A 17,844-nucleotide genomic window follows, 5' to 3' on the forward strand; every position below is an offset into this window, starting at 1 on the left:
TTCCTTCTTAAGCTGCCGCGTTGGTGCGGTCAATGAGATCCAGTACTTCCTGCTCGGTACGGCAGGCGCGTAAACGGTCGAAATTCTCTTCATCTTCAAACAGGTTGACGATCTGCATGATGCCCACTTCCTGGTGAGTGTTGGCATCAACCGCCGCCATGGTGATGAGGATATCCACCGGATCGTTGTCGTCGTGGTTAAATTCCAGCGGCTTTTTCAGCGTTACCAGAGAGAAACCGGTTTTCTTAACGCCCTCTTCCGGACGCCCGTGCGGCATTGCCAGCCCCGGAGCGATAACGAAATAAGGACCAAACTGTTCAACGCCATCCAGAATCGCCTGGTAGTAACGCGGCTCTACCACATCTGCCGCTACCAGCAGGTCAACGCCGATTTTCACCGCTTCCTGCCAGGTATTTGCTTCGGCCTGCAGGCGGATGGATTTATTTTCAGCCAGCGAATCACGTAATTTCATGGCGCGTCCTTACTTCACATCCTGCGGGAAATGTTCTTTGATCACTTCCAGCAATTTCGGGCCAAAGTCAGCCGGAGAGAGCATGTTGCGCACGCCAACCACGTATTTGTTGCCGGTCACGGTGATTTCGCCCGCAATGTGCGTAGATGCGATGATGATATCCGCGCCGCTCAACTCGCTTTTGTATTCGCCAACCGCGCAGCTATTTACCGTGTGGTCAATGTTTGATTGGGTTAAAAACTGGTCCACTTTCATCTTCATGATCATGGAACTGCCTTGTCCGTTGCCACACACAGCCAGAATACGTACGGTCATAATCAAAACTCCTTATTAAGCAGACTGTTCTGCCAGTTGTTTTTCTGCGTCTTCTTCTGCGCGCAACGCGCGGCCAGCGAAGAACATATAAGCCAGTGCAATTACAATGATGACGGCCATAAAGGCGATACCGATGGAGAAGAAGCCCTGCATCATCGGTGGTGCCAGAATTGACCAGTCCGCCATGCCCATCCAGGCGCTCATGCCGGTGAGTTTCACCGCCCAGACGCAGCCAAAGATTTCAATCATCCCCATCACCAGACAAATCTTCAGTGCCGCACGCCAGCCGCCGAAGTGGTTAGCGAATACGCCGATGGTGGCGTTAGAGAAGAACATCGGGATAAAGCCTGGAATAATCAGGATCGAGGAACCGCAGGCGACCAGGATGCCAACCGCAATCAGCTGACCGATAGTGCCCCACATAAAGCCCCAGACCACGGCGTTCGGCGCGAAGCTATAAATAGCCGCACAGTCAATCGCCAGAACCGCACCTGGGATCAGGCGCTGGGAAATGCCGTTAAATGCTTCAGAGAGTTCCGCCACAAACATGCGCACGCCCTGAGTGATGATGAAGATCGCCACCGCAAAGGAGAAACCAGTTTGCAGGATGTACACCGTCCAGTTCACTTTGCCTGCCATCGCCTGCACGGTGTCGATACCGAAGGAGAGCAGAATGGCACCAAAGAAGATGGTCATGACAATCGCCGTGGAGACGATGTTGTCGTGGAAAATATTCAGCCAGCCTGGCAGTTTGAGGTCTTCAACGCTTTCCTCTTTTTTGCCGAGGAACGGCGCAACTTTATAGGCAATCCATGATGCAAACTGCTGCTGGTGACCGATGGAGAAACCGCAGCCGTCCGTCACTTCCTGAGTCGGCTTGTACATCATGTTGGAGGTAATGCCCCAGTAGAGCGAAACCAGAATCGCCGTGCAGATAATGGTTGTCCACATGGAGTAGCCGAAAATAAACAACGTAACGGCAATCAGCCCCGCCTGCTGGAACATGATATGACCAGTCAGCATGATGGTACGAATACCGGTAATGCGACGCAGCAGCACGTAACAGATGTTCAGCGCCAGCGCTAACAACACCGCGTAACCTACCCAGCTATAGGCATCGCCCATGCGGTCGATGGTTGCCATCATCGACGCGTAAGTATCGGAAATTGCGCCGTTAATGCCGTAGACTTCGGACATTTTCGCCACCACCGGTTTGAAGGTGCTGGTGAGGATGCCGGACCCTGCCTGCAACAACATGAAACCAATTATGGTTTTAATCGTGCCTTTAATAATAACGCTGACACTTTTGCGCAGTAGGATGTAGCCCAGACAGGTCACAATACCCAGCAACAACGGGGCATTGGTCATGACCTGGTTAAAAAACACGGTAAAGATGTTGTAGAGGATCTCCATAACGATCTCCTGAAGAAGAGGTAACCGGGTATTCCGCACACCCGGAATGTTGTGCACTCACTCTAATTTTCAAAAGTAATCACAACAAGATTATTTATGATTAAATGTGACGCGACCCGCAAATAATTCCACACGGATAGAGTGGGATTCACACAAAGAAACAATTATTTATTTAAATTCATTTAGTTAATTTAACTACACATTCCATTAAATCTTTCCACACTCAAAATCAACAACAACTTCCCTGGCAAAAAGTCAAAAAATGGTCATTGCCTTCCTGAAAAAATAGTGTCAGGATTAATCAAAACCAATCAAATATTGATTCGAATTGAACTATCATGAAGGTAAATGGCGATGAGTAAAGTGAAAAGTATCACCCGTGAATCCTGGATCCTGAGCACTTTCCCGGAGTGGGGTAGCTGGTTGAATGAAGAAATTGAACAAGAACAGGTCGCTCCTGGCACATTTGCGATGTGGTGGCTTGGCTGCACCGGGATCTGGTTAAAATCGGAAGGTGGCACCAACGTTTGCGTTGATTTCTGGTGCGGCACTGGCAAACAAAGTCACGGTAACCCGTTAATGAAACAGGGTCACCAAATGCAGCGCATGGCTGGCGTGAAAAAACTGCAGCCAAACCTGCGCACCACCCCGTTTGTTCTTGATCCGTTTGCGATTCGCCAGGTCGACGCGGTACTGGCGACTCACGATCACAACGATCATATCGACGTCAACGTCGCTGCTGCTGTGATGCAGAACTGTGCTGATGACGTACCGTTCATTGGACCGAAAACCTGTGTGGATTTGTGGATTGGCTGGGGCGTACCGAAAGAGCGTTGCATCGTGGTCAAACCGGGCGATGTTGTAAAAGTGAAAGACATTGAAATTCATGCGCTTGACGCTTTCGACCGTACTGCACTGATCACCCTGCCTGCCGATCAAAAAGCGGCTGGCGTACTGCCGGACGGCATGGACGATCGCGCGGTGAACTATCTGTTCAAAACGCCTGGCGGCTCCCTGTATCACAGCGGCGACTCCCACTACTCTAACTATTATGCGAAGCACGGTAACGAACATCAGATCGACGTGGCTTTAGGTTCATACGGCGAAAACCCGCGCGGTATCACCGACAAAATGACCAGCGCCGATATGCTGCGTATGGGTGAAGCCCTGAATGCGAAAGTGGTTATCCCGTTCCACCACGATATCTGGTCAAACTTCCAGGCCGATCCGCAAGAGATCCGCGTGCTGTGGGAGATGAAAAAAGATCGCCTGAAGTATGGCTTCAAGCCGTTTATCTGGCAGGTTGGCGGCAAATTTACCTGGCCGTTGGATAAAGACAACTTCGAGTACCACTATCCGCGTGGTTTCGATGATTGCTTCACTATTGAACCGGATCTGCCGTTCAAGTCATTCCTGTAATCTGTCGTTTATACCGGATAGCGTGGAGTAGTTCGCGCTATCCGGCGTAGTATTTCCTGGCTATTTCAAATATCATCTAAAAAAATCAAATTTTATCGGAATAGCTCATGACTGAAGCACAAAGACATCAAATCCTCCTGGAAATGCTCGCACAATTGGGCTTTGTGACCGTTGAGAAAGTCGTTGAGCGTCTGGGAATTTCGCCTGCCACTGCGCGACGCGATATCAATAAACTTGACGAAAGCGGCAAACTGAAAAAAGTGCGCAATGGCGCAGAAGCTATTACCCAACAGCGCCCGCGCTGGACGCCGATGAATCTGCATCAGGCGCAGAATCACGATGAAAAAGTACGTATCGCTAAAGCGGCCTCGCAGCTGGTTAATCCGGGCGAAAGCGTAGTCATCAACTGCGGCTCCACCGCGTTTCTGCTTGGGCGGGAAATGTGTGGCAAGCCAGTGCAAATCATCACTAATTATCTACCGCTGGCAAATTACCTGATCGATCAAGAACATGACAGCGTGATCATTATGGGCGGACAGTACAACAAAAGTCAGTCCATCACTTTAAGCCCGCAGGGCAGCGAAAACAGTCTCTATGCCGGGCACTGGATGTTTACCAGCGGCAAAGGACTGACAGCAGAAGGGTTGTATAAAACCGATATGCTGACGGCAATGGCAGAGCAGAAGATGCTGAGCGTGGTAGGGAAACTGGTGGTACTGGTTGATAGCAGTAAGATTGGCGAACGCGCGGGAATGCTTTTTAGCCGTGCCGATCAAATTGATATGCTGATCACCGGCAAAAATGCTAACCCGGAAATCCTGCAACAACTGGAAGCGCAAGGGGTCAGCATTCTGCGTGTTTAAAGATGCTGGCGGAAAAATGTCACTGCAGCATCTAACGCCTCAGGCGTAATGCGGTGACGCACGCCTGGCTGCCATGAACAGGTTAGCAGTTTATCCCGTCCCGTCTCGCTTAAGGCCTGCTGCAAACGTAGTGATTCGTCGGCAGGCACAACGTCATCGTCGAGGCCATGCCACAGCAGTAGAGGTCTGTCACTAAGTTGTTCCAGGTGGTTTGTCGCTTCCCACTCTGCCAGCGGCGCGACAATGTTATTGAATTCATTCTGCTGTGCTGTCGTTTCAGGTATCAGCGGTGGAAACAGTGAACGGGCGAGTGATGTAAAATAGCCCGATCCCATCATGCTGGCGGTACATCTCACCGTGGGGTGGCGAGCGGTAATCCCCAGTGCCGTCATCGCGCCCATCGACGCACCACCGACTGCCAGACGGTCATCAAGCAGCCACTTTTCTTCGGCTATTGCCGCACGTAAAGTAGTGAATTCCTGCATACTTTGTAGCAAGATTTGCCAGAATTGATTTAACCGCCGCGCTGCGTCGCCACTAAAACGACTACCGTGATCGGGCGCATCCGGCATGATCACCCGCAAACCAGCCTGCGCCAGCGCAACGGCAAAATAGCTATACACCAGACTGGACGAAGTAAAGCCGTGATAAAAAATCGCGCACGGTAACGGGGTATCTTTTTGTCCGACAGGATAAGCATGAAGAACGGGAATATCTGCCAGCTCGCGTGATTCTATTTCAATCATCTGTCTCTCCTTTTTGTCTGGTATGACATGAAGAAATCCTTAGCACAAGTTTCTGCTGGCGGTATTAGTTCATAATGTTGAGATGTGGGTTACGCTTTCGTCACGTTTTCATTCGAAAATCGCGTACCAGGTAACAATTCGGGAACATTCCCCCAAAGTTAAATTAATAAGGCACTACACTATGGTTAGCAGGAAACGTAATAGCGTTATTTACCGGTTTGCCAGTTTATTATTGGTGTTGATGTTAAGTGCCTGTAGCGCACTGCAAGGTACGCCACAGCCAGCACCGCCAGTAACGGACCATCCGCAAGAGATTCGCCGCGACCAGACGCAAGGGTTACAGCGAATAGGTAGCGTAAGCACGATGGTTCGGGGTTCTCCGGATGACGCATTAGCAGAAATCAAAGCGAAAGCTGTCGCTGCAAAAGCTGATTATTACGTTGTCGTCATGGTGGACGAAACCATCGTGACAGGACAGTGGTATTCACAAGCCATTTTGTACCGTAAATAAATCAGACAACTTACATAGTCAGCTTTACATTGCTTTGCGTCCCTATGCGTTTACCTGTGCACAATAAATTACCGGCTGGAAGCCTGGGCGTTTATTACCGCGATGGAATGCCCTGCAACATGTGGGGAAACGAAAAATGGAGCTGACGATGAAACAATTACTTGCCTCACCCTCGCTGCAATTAGTGACTTATCCTGCGAGCGCCACGGCACAGTCTGCAGAATTCGCCAGTGCTGACTGCGTGACGGGCCTGAATGAAATAGGTCAGATCTCAGTTAGCAATATTTCAGGGGATCCGCAGGACGTGGAACGTATCGTGGCGTTAAAGGCCGATGAACAAGGTGCGTCATGGTACCGCATTATTACCATGTACGAAGACCAGCAGCCTGATAACTGGCGCGTACAGGCGATACTGTATGCATGAGTGTCATCTACAGCAAATGAACAATGCCGGATGCGGCGCGAGCGCCTTGTCCGGCCTACAATTTTCACATATTTCATTTAGTTAATCGAAACCAGCGTCGCATCAGTCGTATACGCTTACACACACACTCCCCCCGTCGCCCGCAGCAATAAATCATTCTGGATCTGCTCTGACAACCGTACGCCGCCGCGCGTATCTAACATCACCTGACACCACGCCTGCGCCATTGGCGGAGAAGCATATTTCAACATTTGCGCACCGCAGCCCAGCAGGAATAGCTGATGAGTAATCTCTCGCCCCAGTTCTTCAGCTGGCTTACGCAGCTGCTGCTGTAAACGACGAACCGCGCGATCAAAATAGCGATCCTGCCCTTTCACTTCCACAAATGCTTCCGACAATAAGTCGTATACGCCCGCTTGCTTATTGAGAACGCGCAACACATCCAGGCACATAATATTGCCGGAACCTTCCCAAATACTGTTTACCGGCATCTCCCGGTAAAGCCGCGGCAGCTCGCTCTCCTCGCAATAACCAATGCCGCCCAGCACCTCCATCGCTTCGGCCACAAACGGCATACCTCTTTTGCAGATCACAAATTTTGCCGCAGGCGTAAATAAACGCGCCCACAGGGCTTCTTTGGCATCGGCACGCCGGTCCCACGCTCGCGCAAGACGAAACAGCAACGCCGTTTGCCCTTCAAGCTGAAGTGCCATGCGACTTAAGACATGACGCATAAGGGGCTGTTGGATCAATGGATTACCAAAAACATGGCGTTGATGTGCATGATAAATCGCCAGCGAAAATGCACGGCGCATCATGGCATGGCTACCCAGGGCGCAATCAAAACGCGTCATCCCACCCATTTTCAGGATCAGACGAATTCCTTCCCCTTCCTGCCCCAACAACCAACCAATGGCATCCTGAAACTCCACTTCGCAACTGGCGTTAGAGCGATTACCCAGCTTATCTTTCAGCCGCTCGAGGCGAATCGCGTTGCGTTGCCCGTCAGGCAAAAAGCGCGGCACAAAAAAGCAGGACAGACCACCCGCGGTCTGCGCCAGCACCAGATGCGCATCGCTTTGCGGAACCGAGAAAAACCATTTATGCCCCACCAGCCGATAAGAGCCATCTTCCAGACGCTCTGCACGGGTGGTGTTGCTCATAACATCGGAACCGCCCTGCTTTTCCGTCATTCCCATGCCAATCAACAAACCGCGTTTTTGCCCACCTGGCAATAAGTGAGAATCGTAGCGATCGCTCAATAGCGGCGTGGTCCAGTCCTGAAACGGCGCGGGTAACATCTGTAACAACAATGGCGTGGCGGCAAAGGTCATGGTTATCGGACATAACGACCCTGCCTCAACCTGCGCATGTAACATAAAACGCGCCGCGCGCGCCACAAATGCGCCGGAGCGAGCGTCTTCTTCCCAGGCAAGATTGTGCACCCGATTGGTACATAGCGCCTGCATCAGCAGGTGCCAGGCGGGGTGAAAACGCACATCGTCCAGACGGCGTCCTTGCGCATCGTAGCGCAATAATTCAGGCGGATTCACATTCGCCAGCCGCCCCAGTTCAAGGGATTCAGCCGTTCCTAACTGCTGACCAATACTGGCTAGAAAATCGCTATCCCAGCCAGCACCTTCACGCGTTACCGCTTCGCAGAGCGCGCCATCAGACAGGTATAAGTTGCTGTTATTTAATGGTATAGGTTGATTAAAAACGGTGTGAGTTTGCCAGTGCACTGTGTCTCCCTCCATCAATGGCAGTCACCATTAGTATGGTCACTGCCATGGATTCATGACAGAAAGAGATTGCTAAAACATTCTTATCCAGCAATGTAATGCGGAACGAAACGTGAGGTGTCTTTGGTGATCAGTGTGTTATCTTCACGGATCCCCATTCCGCACGCTTCATCATCGACAATCCAGCTACCGATGAGTGTGTAGCTATCGCCAAACCGCGGCAGAGGTTGAAACGCCTGGTAGATCATCGGTTCATCGGCGTAATCACCATCAGCGTGGTCAACGACGTTATTCTAGCCGTCGAAAATGGTGACATTTCCGCCTTCGCGCGAGTAGAGCGGTTTACGCACATAGCTTTCGCCAGCGGCAATCTGCGATTTTTCACCCTCAAACCAGGATGCAAGAAGGTTAGGATGACCAGGGAAGAAGCGCCAAAGCAGCGGCATTAGCCCTTTATTACTCAAGATACTTTTCCATAACGGCTCCACCCATTGCTCGCGACGCTTGCGCAGCAGCGGACCGTTATCGTCACGCATCATCCACTCCAGCGGATACAGCTTAAATGCACGCTGGATGACATTATCATCAAGATCGGTCAGTACGCCGCCGACGCCCAAACCGAGATCTTCAATGTAGATAAACCGCGACTCCTGCCCTGCCTGCTGGGCGCAGTCCTGCAAGTACAGCACGGTACTCCTGTCTTCATCGGTGTCCTGACAGCAGCAAAAATAAAACGGTTCCCGACTGTAAAGCTCGCTAAAGCGTGAAATCAGGCGTTCCTGAATAGCATTGTACTGATCGGCATCACGCGGAATAATGCCGCTGCGCCGGGCATCCTCCAGCCACAGCCACTGGAAATAAGCCGACTCGTACAATGAAGTTGGCGTATCGGCGTTGTACTCCAGCAGCTTCACCGGCGCATTGCCACACCAGGCAAAATCCATCCGTCCATACAGCGAAGGATCGCGGGCGCGCCAGCTTTCAGCGATCACATCCCAGTACAACGGCGGGATCGCCAGTTGCGTCAGGATCTCTTCATCTTTTACCGCGCGATCCACCACCTCAAGGCACATCTGATGCAGTTCCGCAGTCGGTTTTTCGATCTGCTCTTCAATCTGGCGCAGAGTAAAACGGTAAGCCCGACTCTCATCCCAATAGATTTCATTGTCGATGATATGAAAGTCGAAACCGTTGTCAGCGGCGATCTGGTCCAGATCCCGTCGCACAGGAACGTTGTGTCTCAGCATGATTAGCCTCCCCAATGCCCACGGGCGCTGGAAGAACGACCATAGCCGCCGCGAGAAACGGTAGACGCTTTTTTGGTGGTAAAGCCGCCCGAAGAGTAAGACTCTTTTTTGCCAGAACCGGAGCGCCAAGAGTAATCACCAGAAGTGCTGCGCCAGACTGGGCGCGAAGCAAAAGAGGAACCGCCGCTGTTATAAACAAACGGCTCATCGCGATCTTTACGAATAACCCGGCTTAACAAAAATCCAGAAACGACCGGGATCCAACTCTGTTCAACATTGTCGTAGTAGCAATTTTCGTACTTAGACTGACAGTTCTGCTGAGTCATATTCTTCGGAACATCGGCATAAAATGCCGTTTTGGCGTTGTTCCAGCCACGCGCGCAAATGTCGGCATTATTACCGTCATCAATACAATCCTGCACTGTCGCGTAAAACGTTCCGTCGCCGTCGTTATCGACATCGCTACTATCGCTACAACCTTTCAATACGAAAAAAGCGGCACCGCCCATTAGCGCCAACGTTAAGTATTTTTGTGCGTAGCGATTGCGACGCGGTTCAAAAGGATTATTCGGTCTACCAATGCGACTAATCGCTCCGTGACCAATTTTACTGTTATTTCTTGATTTGCGTTTTCTGGCCATGATCGTCCATTACCATGTCATACAAGCTGCGTTAAAAATACCGCCAGCCAGCGCGGCGGTTCCCATAAACATTCCTGCTGCGGTATTGTGATTAATAATTTTTTCGCTTAATGCGGGCATATAAAGTCTGACACCAGCAAAAACGAGTAACTGAATCACCAGTGCAATCCCGCCCCAGGCGAAATAGTCTGGAATACTCACCGCATTGATTGCCGCACTGGATAAGGGGATAACGTAACCCAACAATGTACCGCTGAACGCCAGTGACGCCGCGGTATTATTGTTTTTGATTAACTGCCATTCGTTGTGCGGTGTAATTTTAGAATAGATAAACAGAAAAATAATCACCATAGCCACGCCAATAAAAAAATAGGCGCTAAAGGCAAGAAGTGAATCCAGTATATGCATTGTAAACGTCCTTGTAATTAACCAATAATATGAAGTGATGTCAGCGGGATATCGACACCCAACGCGCGCGAAAATAACCACTCTGGCTCGCCGAGATCGTTAAAAGATTCCTCACCATTTAGCAGCAAATATTCGTAAGTATCTTCGGTTACTTGCCGTTGGTAGCCCATGGTAAAATTATGGACCTCCCATTTGGCATGGTTTTGATTTTCTACTTTTTCCAGCATGTAGACGGGTTCGATATTTCCCGGTTCTTCGCTGTTAAAAAATCGCTGCCAGCGTTTTTCCTGCCAGTTTAAGGTCATTGCTCCCATCGCTTTGGCGTTGATCGCCTCGCGCCAGTGACTCTCTTTACTGATACCGTAGCTCTCTTCATAGACAAAGAGCTTGATATCATCAATGTCATCAATATCTTCGCCGCCGGTGGTATTGATTTGCAGAAACTCATCGCCTGAAGTGTAGTAGCGGAAAATCTGACTACCGCCGCCCAGATCGATGTGGCTGACGGCGGCTACCGTAAATTCCTCACCCGGCAGCGCAATCAGCAATTCATCTTCCAGCAAACGAAACGCTAACGTGTCGAGCGTAAAGCCACTATTGAGATGAAGTCCCAGCGGACCACGAGCGATAGCTGGCTTATTATCCTTGCCAAACAGACGCTGGAAAAAACCAGACATATTTTATCCTTAAAATAGTTGCCAGCCTTTTAGCGAGGCTGGCAAAAAAATTACTCGCCCTGTTGGCGTTGCAGTCTTGCTAATACATCCTGGGCGCTACTTTTATTGCTACCGCCAATTCCGGCTTCCGCCAGCTTTTCGTCAAGGTCGCGACCGTCTGCGACTTTCTCCAACTGTGCGGCAGCATCCAGGCGAGCCTGACGTTCGGCCTGACGCGTTTGCAGGCGTTTTAAGGATTCTGCCGCTGTCGAAACGCTGGAAGATGCGCCAACGGTAGAGGTTGTTACAGCCTGTTGTGCACGCTGCATGGCTTCAGTGGCTTTAACGACTTCCATTTGCTGCTCAAACTGAGCGATACGCTGCGCTGTCGCTGTAACTGCTTTTTCCACGCCATCACGGGAGACTTCCAGATTCGACAACACTTGCTCTTCAGCGGTAATGAGATTCTCAAGGCGCGCGATTTCTTCAGCAACTTCGTTAATCAACGACGGATTAACGTTCTTGCTTAACGCTTCCAGCGCACGGGCTTCCAGACTGGCTTTGCGCTCACGTAAATCTTTCAGCTTATCGTGACTTAATTTCACCCGCGCCAGCAGATCAACGCGAGATTTTCCGGCTTTATCGAGTTCAGCTTTAGCGTCACGAATATGCTGTTCCAGCATGCGCACGCCCTGGGTTTCTTCAATGGATTCTTCCGCCTGGGAGATAAACGATTTCCCCAGCGTAAATAAACTTTTTAAAATTCCCATAAATACCCGTCCTTGTAATTAGTGTGAATATTCTTCTGTAATTTCAGCCAGATCCAATGCGTTATCTACCAGCGAGGTTATCTCAAGCAGGATATCTTCAAGAGAAGATTTAAGCGATAACGCCCCGAAAACAATGTAATACTCTTCCTGTTGTACGCTGGAGATCCCTACCGATGACAACGGCATCATCTTCTGATTTCTTAATAAGAAGGTATTAAATTCATCTGGATTGCTGATACTACTCACCGGACAAATAAAGGTTTCGATAATCATTTGGCGGGAAGTAAAAAGAATATTGATTTGCAAATCGCCATAATCATTCATTTTAATAATTAATGCGTTCTCGCTATTTGTTACATCAATATTTTGTTCAGGTAAAGTTTGCAGCGCCGTCGCTAGCGCCAACGGATTCCATGTCATATATTATTCCATATAGATTAAGTTTAAATATTAATAAAATGAATATTTGCAATACGTAATTATCTTACCAGCTATAGACAAAAAAAAACCATCCAAATCTGGATGGCTTTTCATAATTCTGAGAAATTAGCTGCGCTGGCGCACCGCTTCAAATAAGCAAATTCCGGTCGCAACCGAAACGTTCAGGGAAGAAACGCTTCCAGCCATCGGGATGCTGATCAACTCATCGCAATGTTCACGAGTCAGGCGACGCATACCTTCACCTTCCGCACCCATCACCAGCGCCAGGCGTCCGGTCATTTTGCTCTGATAGAGTGTATGATCCGCCTCGCCTGCCGTACCGACGATCCAGATATTCTCTTCCTGCAACATACGCATGGTGCGCGCAAGGTTAGTCACCCGAATCAGCGGAACGCTTTCTGCCGCGCCGCAGGCTACTTTTTTCGCCGTAGCGTTGAGCTGTGCGGAGCGATCTTTCGGCACAATCACCGCATGAACGCCTGCGGCGTCCGCACTACGCAGGCACGCGCCGAGGTTGTGCGGATCGGTTACGCCGTCGAGGATCAGCAGGAACGGTTGATCGAGCGAAGCGATCAGATCCGGCAGATCGTTTTCCTGATACTGACGTCCTGGCTTCACGCGGGCGATAATGCCCTGATGCACGGCACCGTCGCTTTTCTCGTCGAGATATTGGCGGTTTGCCAACTGGATAACCACGCCCTGAGACTCAAGGGCGTGAATCAGCGGTAACAGACGTTTATCTTCACGGCCTTTTAAAATAAAGACTTCCTGAAAACGTTCAGGGGCGCGCTCCAGCAGGGCCTGCACTGCGTGGATGCCGTAAATCATTTCGCTCATTAATGTACTCGTTGTTTACGTTTTGCCTGATGCACTACGTTTATCCGGCCTACATGATCTCTGCAATATATTGAATTTGCGTGATTATGTAGGCCGGATAAGGCGTTCACGCCGCATCCGGCATGAACAAAGCGCATTTTGTCAGCAATCTAACCCTCTTCTTTTAAAGAGGGTATTGATCACTCTGCCACTTTTTTCTTCGCCGCACGCTTCGCTTTGGTCGCTGCAGCTATTTTCTGCGTTTTCGCCGATGGCTTTTTCGCTTTTCTCGCGTCTTTCTTCGCCGCTTTCGGCTTCGTTTTTTTCTCACCGCGGAAGGCGCTGTCTGGCTCAAAGTTTACCTTTTTACCGACCTGACGACGCTTGCCGCCTTTTTTACCTGCATCGCCTTTTTTCGCTTTCTCGCGCGCCGTTTTACCGACGTTGCGCGGTGCGCGTTCGCTGGAGATCAGGCTAAAGTCGATTTTGCGCTCATCCATATTAACCGCTTCGACGCGAACTTCCACGCGATCGCCCAGGCGATAAGTCTGGCCGCTGGATTCCCCCATCAGGCGTTGCCCTACCTGGTCAAAGCGATAGTAGTCATTGTCCAGCGAAGAGACATGGACCAGACCATCAATGAACAAGTCGTCCAGACGGACGAAGAAGCCAAAGCCAGTGACGCTGGAAATTACGCCTTTAAAGACGTTACCTACCTGGTCGAGCATGAAGTCACACTTCAGCCAGTCAGCCACATCGCGCGTTGCTTCGTCGGCACGACGTTCCGCCATCGAACAGTGCTGACCCAGTTGCAGCATCTCTTCCATCGAATAATGGTAGCCGCCGGTTTCAGTGGTGTTGCCCTGATGCCCCTGCTCTTTCGCCAGCAGATATTTAATGGCGCGGTGCAGCGTCAGGTCTGGATAACGACGAATCGGCGAAGTAAAGTGCGCATAGGACTGCAATGCCAGGCCAAAGTGACCACGGTTTTCTGGATCGTAAATCGCCTGTTTCATCGAGCGCAGCAGCATGGTTTGCAGCATTTCTGCATCAGGACGATCGGCAACCGACTCCAGCAGCTCCGCGTAGTCACGCGGTTCCGGCTTGTTACCGCCCGGCAGTTCCAGCCCCAGCTCCGCCAGCACTGAACGGAAAGAGGTAATCGCTTCGGTGCTCGGCTTGTCGTGAATACGGAACAGTGCCGGTTCTTTCGCTTTCTCAACGAAACGCGCCGCCGAGATATTCGCCAGAATCATGCACTCTTCAATTAATTTGTGCGCGTCGTTACGCTGAGTCTGTTCGATACGTTCAATACGGCGTTCAGCGTTGAAAATGAACTTCGCTTCTTCGCTCTCAAATGAGATCCCACCGCGTTCTTCACGGGCTTTATCCAGCACTTTATAGAGGTTATGCAACTCTTCGAGATGCTTAACCAGCGGGGCGTACTGCTCGCGCAGATCCTGATCGCCCTGCAGAATATGCCAGACTTTGGTGTAGGTCAGACGCGCGTGAGAGCTCATCACCGCTTCGTAGAATTTGTAGCCCGTCAGGCGGCCTTTCGACGAAACCGTCATCTCGCACACCATACACAGGCGGTCTACCTGCGGGTTGAGCGAACACAGGCCGTTAGAGAGCACTTCCGGCAGCATCGGGATAACCTGCGAAGGGAAGTACACCGACGTGCCACGGTTACGCGCTTCTCTGTCCAGCGGCGTTGACGGACGCACATAGTAGCTGACGTCGGCAATCGCGACCCATAAACGCCAGCCGCCGCCGCGTTTTTTCTCGCAGTAAACTGCATCGTCAAAGTCACGGGCGTCTTCGCCATCAATGGTGACCAGCGGTAAATCGCGCAGATCAACACGGCCCGCTTTTGCTTCTTCCGGCACTTCTTCTTTCAGCCCGGCAACCTGTTGCTCAACAGCCTGCGGCCAGATGTACGGAATTTCATGGGTACGCAGAGCGATATCAACCGCCATGCCGGTGCCCATATTGTCGCCCAGCACTTCGACGATTTTACCCACCGCTTTGGTGCGGCGAGTCGGACGCTGAGTCAGTTCGACTACGACCACAAAGCCCATCCGCGCGCCCATGATCTGATCGGGCGGGATTAAGATATCGAAGCTCAGACGGCTATCGTCAGGAACCACAAAGCCGACGCCCGCTTCAGTAAAGTAGCGACCAACAATCTGGCTGGTTTTTGGCACCAGTACGCGGACAATACGCGCTTCACGACGACCTTTACGGTCAGCGCCCAGCGGCTGCGCCAGCACCTGATCGCCATGAATGCAGGTTTTCATCTGCTCGCTGGAGAGATACAAATCATCTTTACGCCCTTCAACCCGCAGAAAGCCGTAGCCATCACGGTGGCCAATAACGGTACCTTTCACCAGGTCGAGGCGTTCCGGCAGCGCATAGCACTGACGACGAGTGAAGACCAGTTGACCATCGCGCTCCATCGCGCGCAGGCGGCGACGCAGGCCTTCAAGCTGCTCTTCGCCTTCAATGTGCAGTTCTACCGCCAGCTCATCACGGCTGGCCGGTTTTTCACGTTTGGTTAAATGTTCGAGGATAAATTCCCGACTAGGGATGGGATTCGCGTATTTTTCAGCTTCGCGTTCCTGGAAAGGATCTTGTGACATCTCGGTTCCTCCGTTGTCATCTCTGATGAAGATTTTCGTCACTCCACCAGCAATAATTTATAAAGCGGTTGATTCTCTTCAACCAAATCGGCAAGCGTGTAGTTATCCAGTTCCGTAAGAAAACTTTGCACGGCCTTAGAAAGCGCCTGTTTCAACCGACAGGCAGGTGTAATGTGGCAAAACTCACTGCTGCAATTCACCAGCGATAAGGGCTCCAGCTCGCGCACCACATCACCAATACGTATCGCACTCGCCGATTTACCCAGGCGAATGCCGCCATTTTTTCCACGAACAGCAGTCACGTAGCCGGCACGACTAAGTTGATTGATTATTTTGACCATATGATTACGGGAGACGCCGTAGACGTCAGTCACTTCAGAAATACTGGTCATCCGCCCTTCTGGCAATGACGCCATGTAGATCAGCGCACGTAATCCGTAATCAGTGAAACTCGTTAACTGCACATCAACCTCAAAAGGGAAATCGGGAAAAAATACATTTATATTGATGATAAACCAGCCACAAGCTGTGTCGCTAATTTATTTCAGTTCGGGGAAGGAAAAAAGCGAGGATTTAACACTGTGTCGGATAGCGTAATGGCTTAACCGACACAGCAATGTATCACACTGTTAGCCCGGCAGGCAAAATATCTGCCAGGCGTACCAGAATTACGCGTCGAACGGATCGCGCAGAATCATGGTTTCAGTACGATCCGGACCGGTAGAGATGATATCGATCGGCACACCAGTCAGCTCTTCAATACGCTTGATGTAGTTCAGCGCCGCCTGCGGCAGACCGCTACGATCTTTCACGCCGAAGGTGGATTCAGACCAGCCCGGCATGGTTTCGTAAATCGGCTCTACACCTTTCCAGTCGTCAGCTGCCAGCGGAGTGGTAGTCACTTCGCGACCATCCGGCATACGGTAAGCCACGCAGAGTTTAACCTCTTTCAGGCCATCCAGAACGTCCAGTTTAGTCAGGCAGAAGCCAGACAGGGAGTTCAGCTGTACCGCACGACGAACGGCAACGGTGTCCAGCCAGCCGGTACGACGACGACGCCCCGTAGTTGCGCCGAATTCGTTACCCTGCTTGCAGAGGAACTCGCCAGTTTCATCAAACAGTTCGGTCGGGAACGGACCTGCACCTACACGAGTGGAGTAAGCTTTGAGGATACCCAGAACGTAATCAACATAACGCGGGCCCAGGCCGGAACCGGTCGCCACGCCACCAGCAGTGGTGTTGGAAGAAGTTACGTACGGATAAGTACCGTGGTCGATATCCAGCAGCGTACCCTGCGCACCTTCAAACATGACGAAATCGCCACGCTGACGCGCCTGGTCGAGCAGGTCAGAAACGTCAACCACCATAGAAGTCAGGATGTCGGCAACAGCCATCGTATCATCCAGAACTTTCTGGTAATCAACCGCTTCAGCTTTGTAGTAGTTAACCAACTGGAAGTTGTGATATTCCATCACTTCTTTCAGTTTTTCAGCGAAGGTTTCTTTGTCGAAAAGGTCGCCAACACGCAGACCGCGACGTGCTACTTTATCTTCATAAGCAGGCCCGATACCACGACCGGTGGTGCCGATCGCTTTCGCGCCACGCGCTTTCTCACGCGCGTTATCCAGCGCAACGTGATAATCAAGGATCAGCGGACATGCTTCAGACAGCAGCAGACGCTCACGAACGGGGATGCCACGGTCTTCCAGTTCTTTCATCTCTTTCATCAGCGCGGCCGGAGACAGCACAACACCGTTACCGATGATGCTGGTTACATTCTCGCGGAGAATACCTGATGGAATAAGATGGAGAACGGTTTTTTCACCGTTGATTACGAGAGTATGGCCTGCGTTGTGACCGCCCTGGTAGCGTACAACATATTTAGCCCGTTCAGTCAGAAGATCGACGATCTTACCTTTACCTTCGTCACCCCATTGGGTGCCCAGTACGACGACGTTGTTACCCATTTTTCAAAATCACCGTTTGCTTAAAAATGGATTCTACCATCGCTTTTTCAGAGTTACAGCACTTTTTGCACTCAAAAATGACCTCGATCAGTCTGTTTTTTGTTCAGCCAATCGTTTTCCTCAACATGTAGTAGACCACAACGCCCGCAACCACAAGTCCACCGCCAAAACGACGTAAAATATTATCGGGCAAATTGGTCATCGCAGAGATCATCTTCTTCCATGCCTTCGGGTAAAGCATCGGCCCTAAACCTTCCAGTACCAAAACCAGGGCAAGCGCCAGCCAGATTGTCGAATTCATTCATATAGAAAAAGAAAACCACCGACATCCCTGAGGATGCGGTGGCTTTA

Annotated in this window: 19 protein-coding genes and 1 pseudogene; 4 read left to right on the forward strand and 16 right to left on the reverse strand. The window is 50.8% G+C overall.

Translation table 11 applies throughout. The features are described from left to right. Positions 1–7: 7 nt before the first annotated feature. From ulaC to ulaA, 3 genes are read right to left on the reverse strand one after another with little or no spacing between them, the layout of a single operon-like run. The gene (gene ulaC / locus AB4H76_RS20640) at positions 8–472 is read right to left on the reverse strand and encodes a PTS ascorbate transporter subunit IIA (protein ID WP_000776520.1); all 465 of its coding nucleotides are present in this window, start codon (positions 470–472) and stop codon (positions 8–10) included. Between the two features lie 9 nt (positions 473–481). Continuing rightward, positions 482–787, reverse strand: coding sequence for a PTS ascorbate transporter subunit IIB (ulaB, locus tag AB4H76_RS20645; protein WP_000218362.1), 306 nt, complete (start codon positions 785–787; stop codon positions 482–484). A gap of 15 nt (positions 788–802) precedes the next feature. After that, positions 803–2,200, reverse strand: a complete 1,398-nt coding sequence (gene ulaA, locus AB4H76_RS20650; protein WP_001300695.1) for a PTS ascorbate transporter subunit IIC — start codon at positions 2,198–2,200, stop codon at positions 803–805. 354 nt (positions 2,201–2,554) lie between these two features. Here ulaA and ulaG point away from each other — a divergent pair, with 354 nt between their 5' ends. Both ulaG and ulaR read left to right on the forward strand, forming a co-directional pair. Further along, entirely contained in the window at positions 2,555–3,619 is a 1,065-nt protein-coding gene (gene ulaG, locus AB4H76_RS20655) for an L-ascorbate 6-phosphate lactonase (RefSeq protein ID WP_001301370.1), read from the forward strand. Positions 3,620–3,726: 107 nt separating this feature from the next. Next, positions 3,727–4,482: an HTH-type transcriptional regulator UlaR gene (gene ulaR, locus AB4H76_RS20660; protein ID WP_000133631.1), complete on the forward strand. Its 756-nt coding sequence runs from the start codon at positions 3,727–3,729 to the stop codon at positions 4,480–4,482. Here ulaR and yjfP read toward each other — a convergent pair. Further along, positions 4,479–5,228 carry an esterase gene (yjfP, locus tag AB4H76_RS20665; RefSeq protein WP_000569679.1) on the reverse strand — a complete coding sequence of 250 codons (750 nt, stop codon included), beginning with the start codon at positions 5,226–5,228 and terminating at the stop codon, positions 4,479–4,481. The two genes, ulaR and yjfP, sit on opposite strands and share 4 nt — an antisense overlap. Before the next feature lie 181 nt (positions 5,229–5,409). Between yjfP and bsmA the strand changes: the two genes are divergently transcribed. Both bsmA and yjfN read left to right on the forward strand, forming a co-directional pair. Further along, complete coding sequence (bsmA, locus tag AB4H76_RS20670; RefSeq protein ID WP_000254633.1) at positions 5,410–5,739, forward strand: biofilm peroxide resistance protein BsmA; 330 nt, start codon at positions 5,410–5,412, stop codon at positions 5,737–5,739. A gap of 148 nt (positions 5,740–5,887) precedes the next feature. Then, positions 5,888–6,163 carry a DUF1471 family protease activator YjfN gene (gene yjfN / locus AB4H76_RS20675; RefSeq protein WP_000811566.1) on the forward strand — a complete coding sequence of 92 codons (276 nt, stop codon included), beginning with the start codon at positions 5,888–5,890 and terminating at the stop codon, positions 6,161–6,163. Between the two features lie 116 nt (positions 6,164–6,279). Here the strand turns inward: yjfN and AB4H76_RS20680 are convergent, their stop codons facing one another. The 12 genes and pseudogenes from AB4H76_RS20680 to AB4H76_RS20735 all read right to left on the reverse strand — a co-directional run bounded on the left by AB4H76_RS20680 (position 6,280) and on the right by AB4H76_RS20735 (position 17,794). Beyond that, positions 6,280–7,905 carry an isovaleryl-CoA dehydrogenase gene (locus AB4H76_RS20680; protein ID WP_001295190.1) on the reverse strand — a complete coding sequence of 542 codons (1,626 nt, stop codon included), beginning with the start codon at positions 7,903–7,905 and terminating at the stop codon, positions 6,280–6,282. 83 nt (positions 7,906–7,988) lie between these two features. Continuing rightward, positions 7,989–9,152 (reverse strand): annotated as a pseudogene (locus AB4H76_RS20685) (glutathionylspermidine synthase family protein). A gap of 2 nt (positions 9,153–9,154) precedes the next feature. Further along, positions 9,155–9,793 (reverse strand): DUF1190 domain-containing protein, encoded by a 639-nt coding sequence (locus AB4H76_RS20690; protein ID WP_000101685.1) that lies wholly within the window; start codon positions 9,791–9,793, stop codon positions 9,155–9,157. Between the two features lie 9 nt (positions 9,794–9,802). Then, positions 9,803–10,201: a DUF350 domain-containing protein gene (locus AB4H76_RS20695; protein ID WP_000547760.1), complete on the reverse strand. Its 399-nt coding sequence runs from the start codon at positions 10,199–10,201 to the stop codon at positions 9,803–9,805. 17 nt (positions 10,202–10,218) lie between these two features. Continuing rightward, entirely contained in the window at positions 10,219–10,878 is a 660-nt protein-coding gene (locus AB4H76_RS20700) for a YjfK family protein (protein WP_000012550.1), read from the reverse strand. A 50-nt stretch (positions 10,879–10,928) separates the two neighbouring features. Continuing rightward, positions 10,929–11,627, reverse strand: a complete 699-nt coding sequence (locus tag AB4H76_RS20705; protein WP_000511955.1) for a PspA/IM30 family protein — start codon at positions 11,625–11,627, stop codon at positions 10,929–10,931. 18 nt (positions 11,628–11,645) lie between these two features. Continuing rightward, positions 11,646–12,047, reverse strand: coding sequence for a YjfI family protein (locus AB4H76_RS20710; RefSeq protein ID WP_077492118.1), 402 nt, complete (start codon positions 12,045–12,047; stop codon positions 11,646–11,648). Positions 12,048–12,173: 126 nt separating this feature from the next. After that, complete coding sequence (rlmB, locus tag AB4H76_RS20715; RefSeq protein ID WP_001293282.1) at positions 12,174–12,905, reverse strand: 23S rRNA (guanosine(2251)-2'-O)-methyltransferase RlmB; 732 nt, start codon at positions 12,903–12,905, stop codon at positions 12,174–12,176. Between the two features lie 179 nt (positions 12,906–13,084). Then, positions 13,085–15,526 carry a ribonuclease R gene (gene rnr / locus AB4H76_RS20720; RefSeq protein WP_000076332.1) on the reverse strand — a complete coding sequence of 814 codons (2,442 nt, stop codon included), beginning with the start codon at positions 15,524–15,526 and terminating at the stop codon, positions 13,085–13,087. A 38-nt stretch (positions 15,527–15,564) separates the two neighbouring features. Next, positions 15,565–15,990, reverse strand: coding sequence for a nitric oxide-sensing transcriptional repressor NsrR (gene nsrR / locus AB4H76_RS20725; protein ID WP_001177644.1), 426 nt, complete (start codon positions 15,988–15,990; stop codon positions 15,565–15,567). Between the two features lie 204 nt (positions 15,991–16,194). Next, positions 16,195–17,493 carry an adenylosuccinate synthase gene (gene purA / locus AB4H76_RS20730; protein ID WP_000527955.1) on the reverse strand — a complete coding sequence of 433 codons (1,299 nt, stop codon included), beginning with the start codon at positions 17,491–17,493 and terminating at the stop codon, positions 16,195–16,197. Between the two features lie 103 nt (positions 17,494–17,596). Then, on the reverse strand, positions 17,597–17,794 hold the full coding sequence (locus AB4H76_RS20735) for a DUF2065 domain-containing protein (RefSeq protein ID WP_001089295.1): 198 nt from the start codon (positions 17,792–17,794) through the stop codon (positions 17,597–17,599). Positions 17,795–17,844 lie beyond the last annotated feature (50 nt).

It is taken from the genome of Escherichia sp. UTM R2, from assembly GCF_048593455.1.
Taxonomy (GTDB): domain Bacteria; phylum Pseudomonadota; class Gammaproteobacteria; order Enterobacterales; family Enterobacteriaceae; genus Escherichia; species Escherichia coli.

Excerpts from the sequence above, each read along its gene's own strand:
- yjfN (WP_000811566.1), top strand. The coding sequence starts at position 5,888 with ATGAAACAATTACTTGCCTCACCCTCGCTGCAATTAGTGACTTATCCT.
- ulaA (WP_001300695.1), bottom strand. The coding sequence starts at position 2,200 with ATGGAGATCCTCTACAACATCTTTACCGTGTTTTTTAACCAGGTCATG.
- AB4H76_RS20735 (WP_001089295.1), bottom strand. The coding sequence starts at position 17,794 with ATGAATTCGACAATCTGGCTGGCGCTTGCCCTGGTTTTGGTACTGGAA.
- ulaR (WP_000133631.1), top strand. The coding sequence starts at position 3,727 with ATGACTGAAGCACAAAGACATCAAATCCTCCTGGAAATGCTCGCACAA.
- AB4H76_RS20705 (WP_000511955.1), bottom strand. The coding sequence starts at position 11,627 with ATGGGAATTTTAAAAAGTTTATTTACGCTGGGGAAATCGTTTATCTCC.
- ulaB (WP_000218362.1), bottom strand. The coding sequence starts at position 787 with ATGACCGTACGTATTCTGGCTGTGTGTGGCAACGGACAAGGCAGTTCC.
- AB4H76_RS20690 (WP_000101685.1), bottom strand. The coding sequence starts at position 9,793 with ATGGCCAGAAAACGCAAATCAAGAAATAACAGTAAAATTGGTCACGGA.
- bsmA (WP_000254633.1), top strand. The coding sequence starts at position 5,410 with ATGGTTAGCAGGAAACGTAATAGCGTTATTTACCGGTTTGCCAGTTTA.
- purA (WP_000527955.1), bottom strand. The coding sequence starts at position 17,493 with ATGGGTAACAACGTCGTCGTACTGGGCACCCAATGGGGTGACGAAGGT.
- rlmB (WP_001293282.1), bottom strand. The coding sequence starts at position 12,905 with ATGAGCGAAATGATTTACGGCATCCACGCAGTGCAGGCCCTGCTGGAG.
- AB4H76_RS20695 (WP_000547760.1), bottom strand. The coding sequence starts at position 10,201 with ATGCATATACTGGATTCACTTCTTGCCTTTAGCGCCTATTTTTTTATT.
- ulaC (WP_000776520.1), bottom strand. The coding sequence starts at position 472 with ATGAAATTACGTGATTCGCTGGCTGAAAATAAATCCATCCGCCTGCAG.
- AB4H76_RS20700 (WP_000012550.1), bottom strand. The coding sequence starts at position 10,878 with ATGTCTGGTTTTTTCCAGCGTCTGTTTGGCAAGGATAATAAGCCAGCT.
- ulaG (WP_001301370.1), top strand. The coding sequence starts at position 2,555 with ATGAGTAAAGTGAAAAGTATCACCCGTGAATCCTGGATCCTGAGCACT.
- rnr (WP_000076332.1), bottom strand. The coding sequence starts at position 15,526 with ATGTCACAAGATCCTTTCCAGGAACGCGAAGCTGAAAAATACGCGAAT.
- AB4H76_RS20710 (WP_077492118.1), bottom strand. The coding sequence starts at position 12,047 with ATGACATGGAATCCGTTGGCGCTAGCGACGGCGCTGCAAACTTTACCT.
- yjfP (WP_000569679.1), bottom strand. The coding sequence starts at position 5,228 with ATGATTGAAATAGAATCACGCGAGCTGGCAGATATTCCCGTTCTTCAT.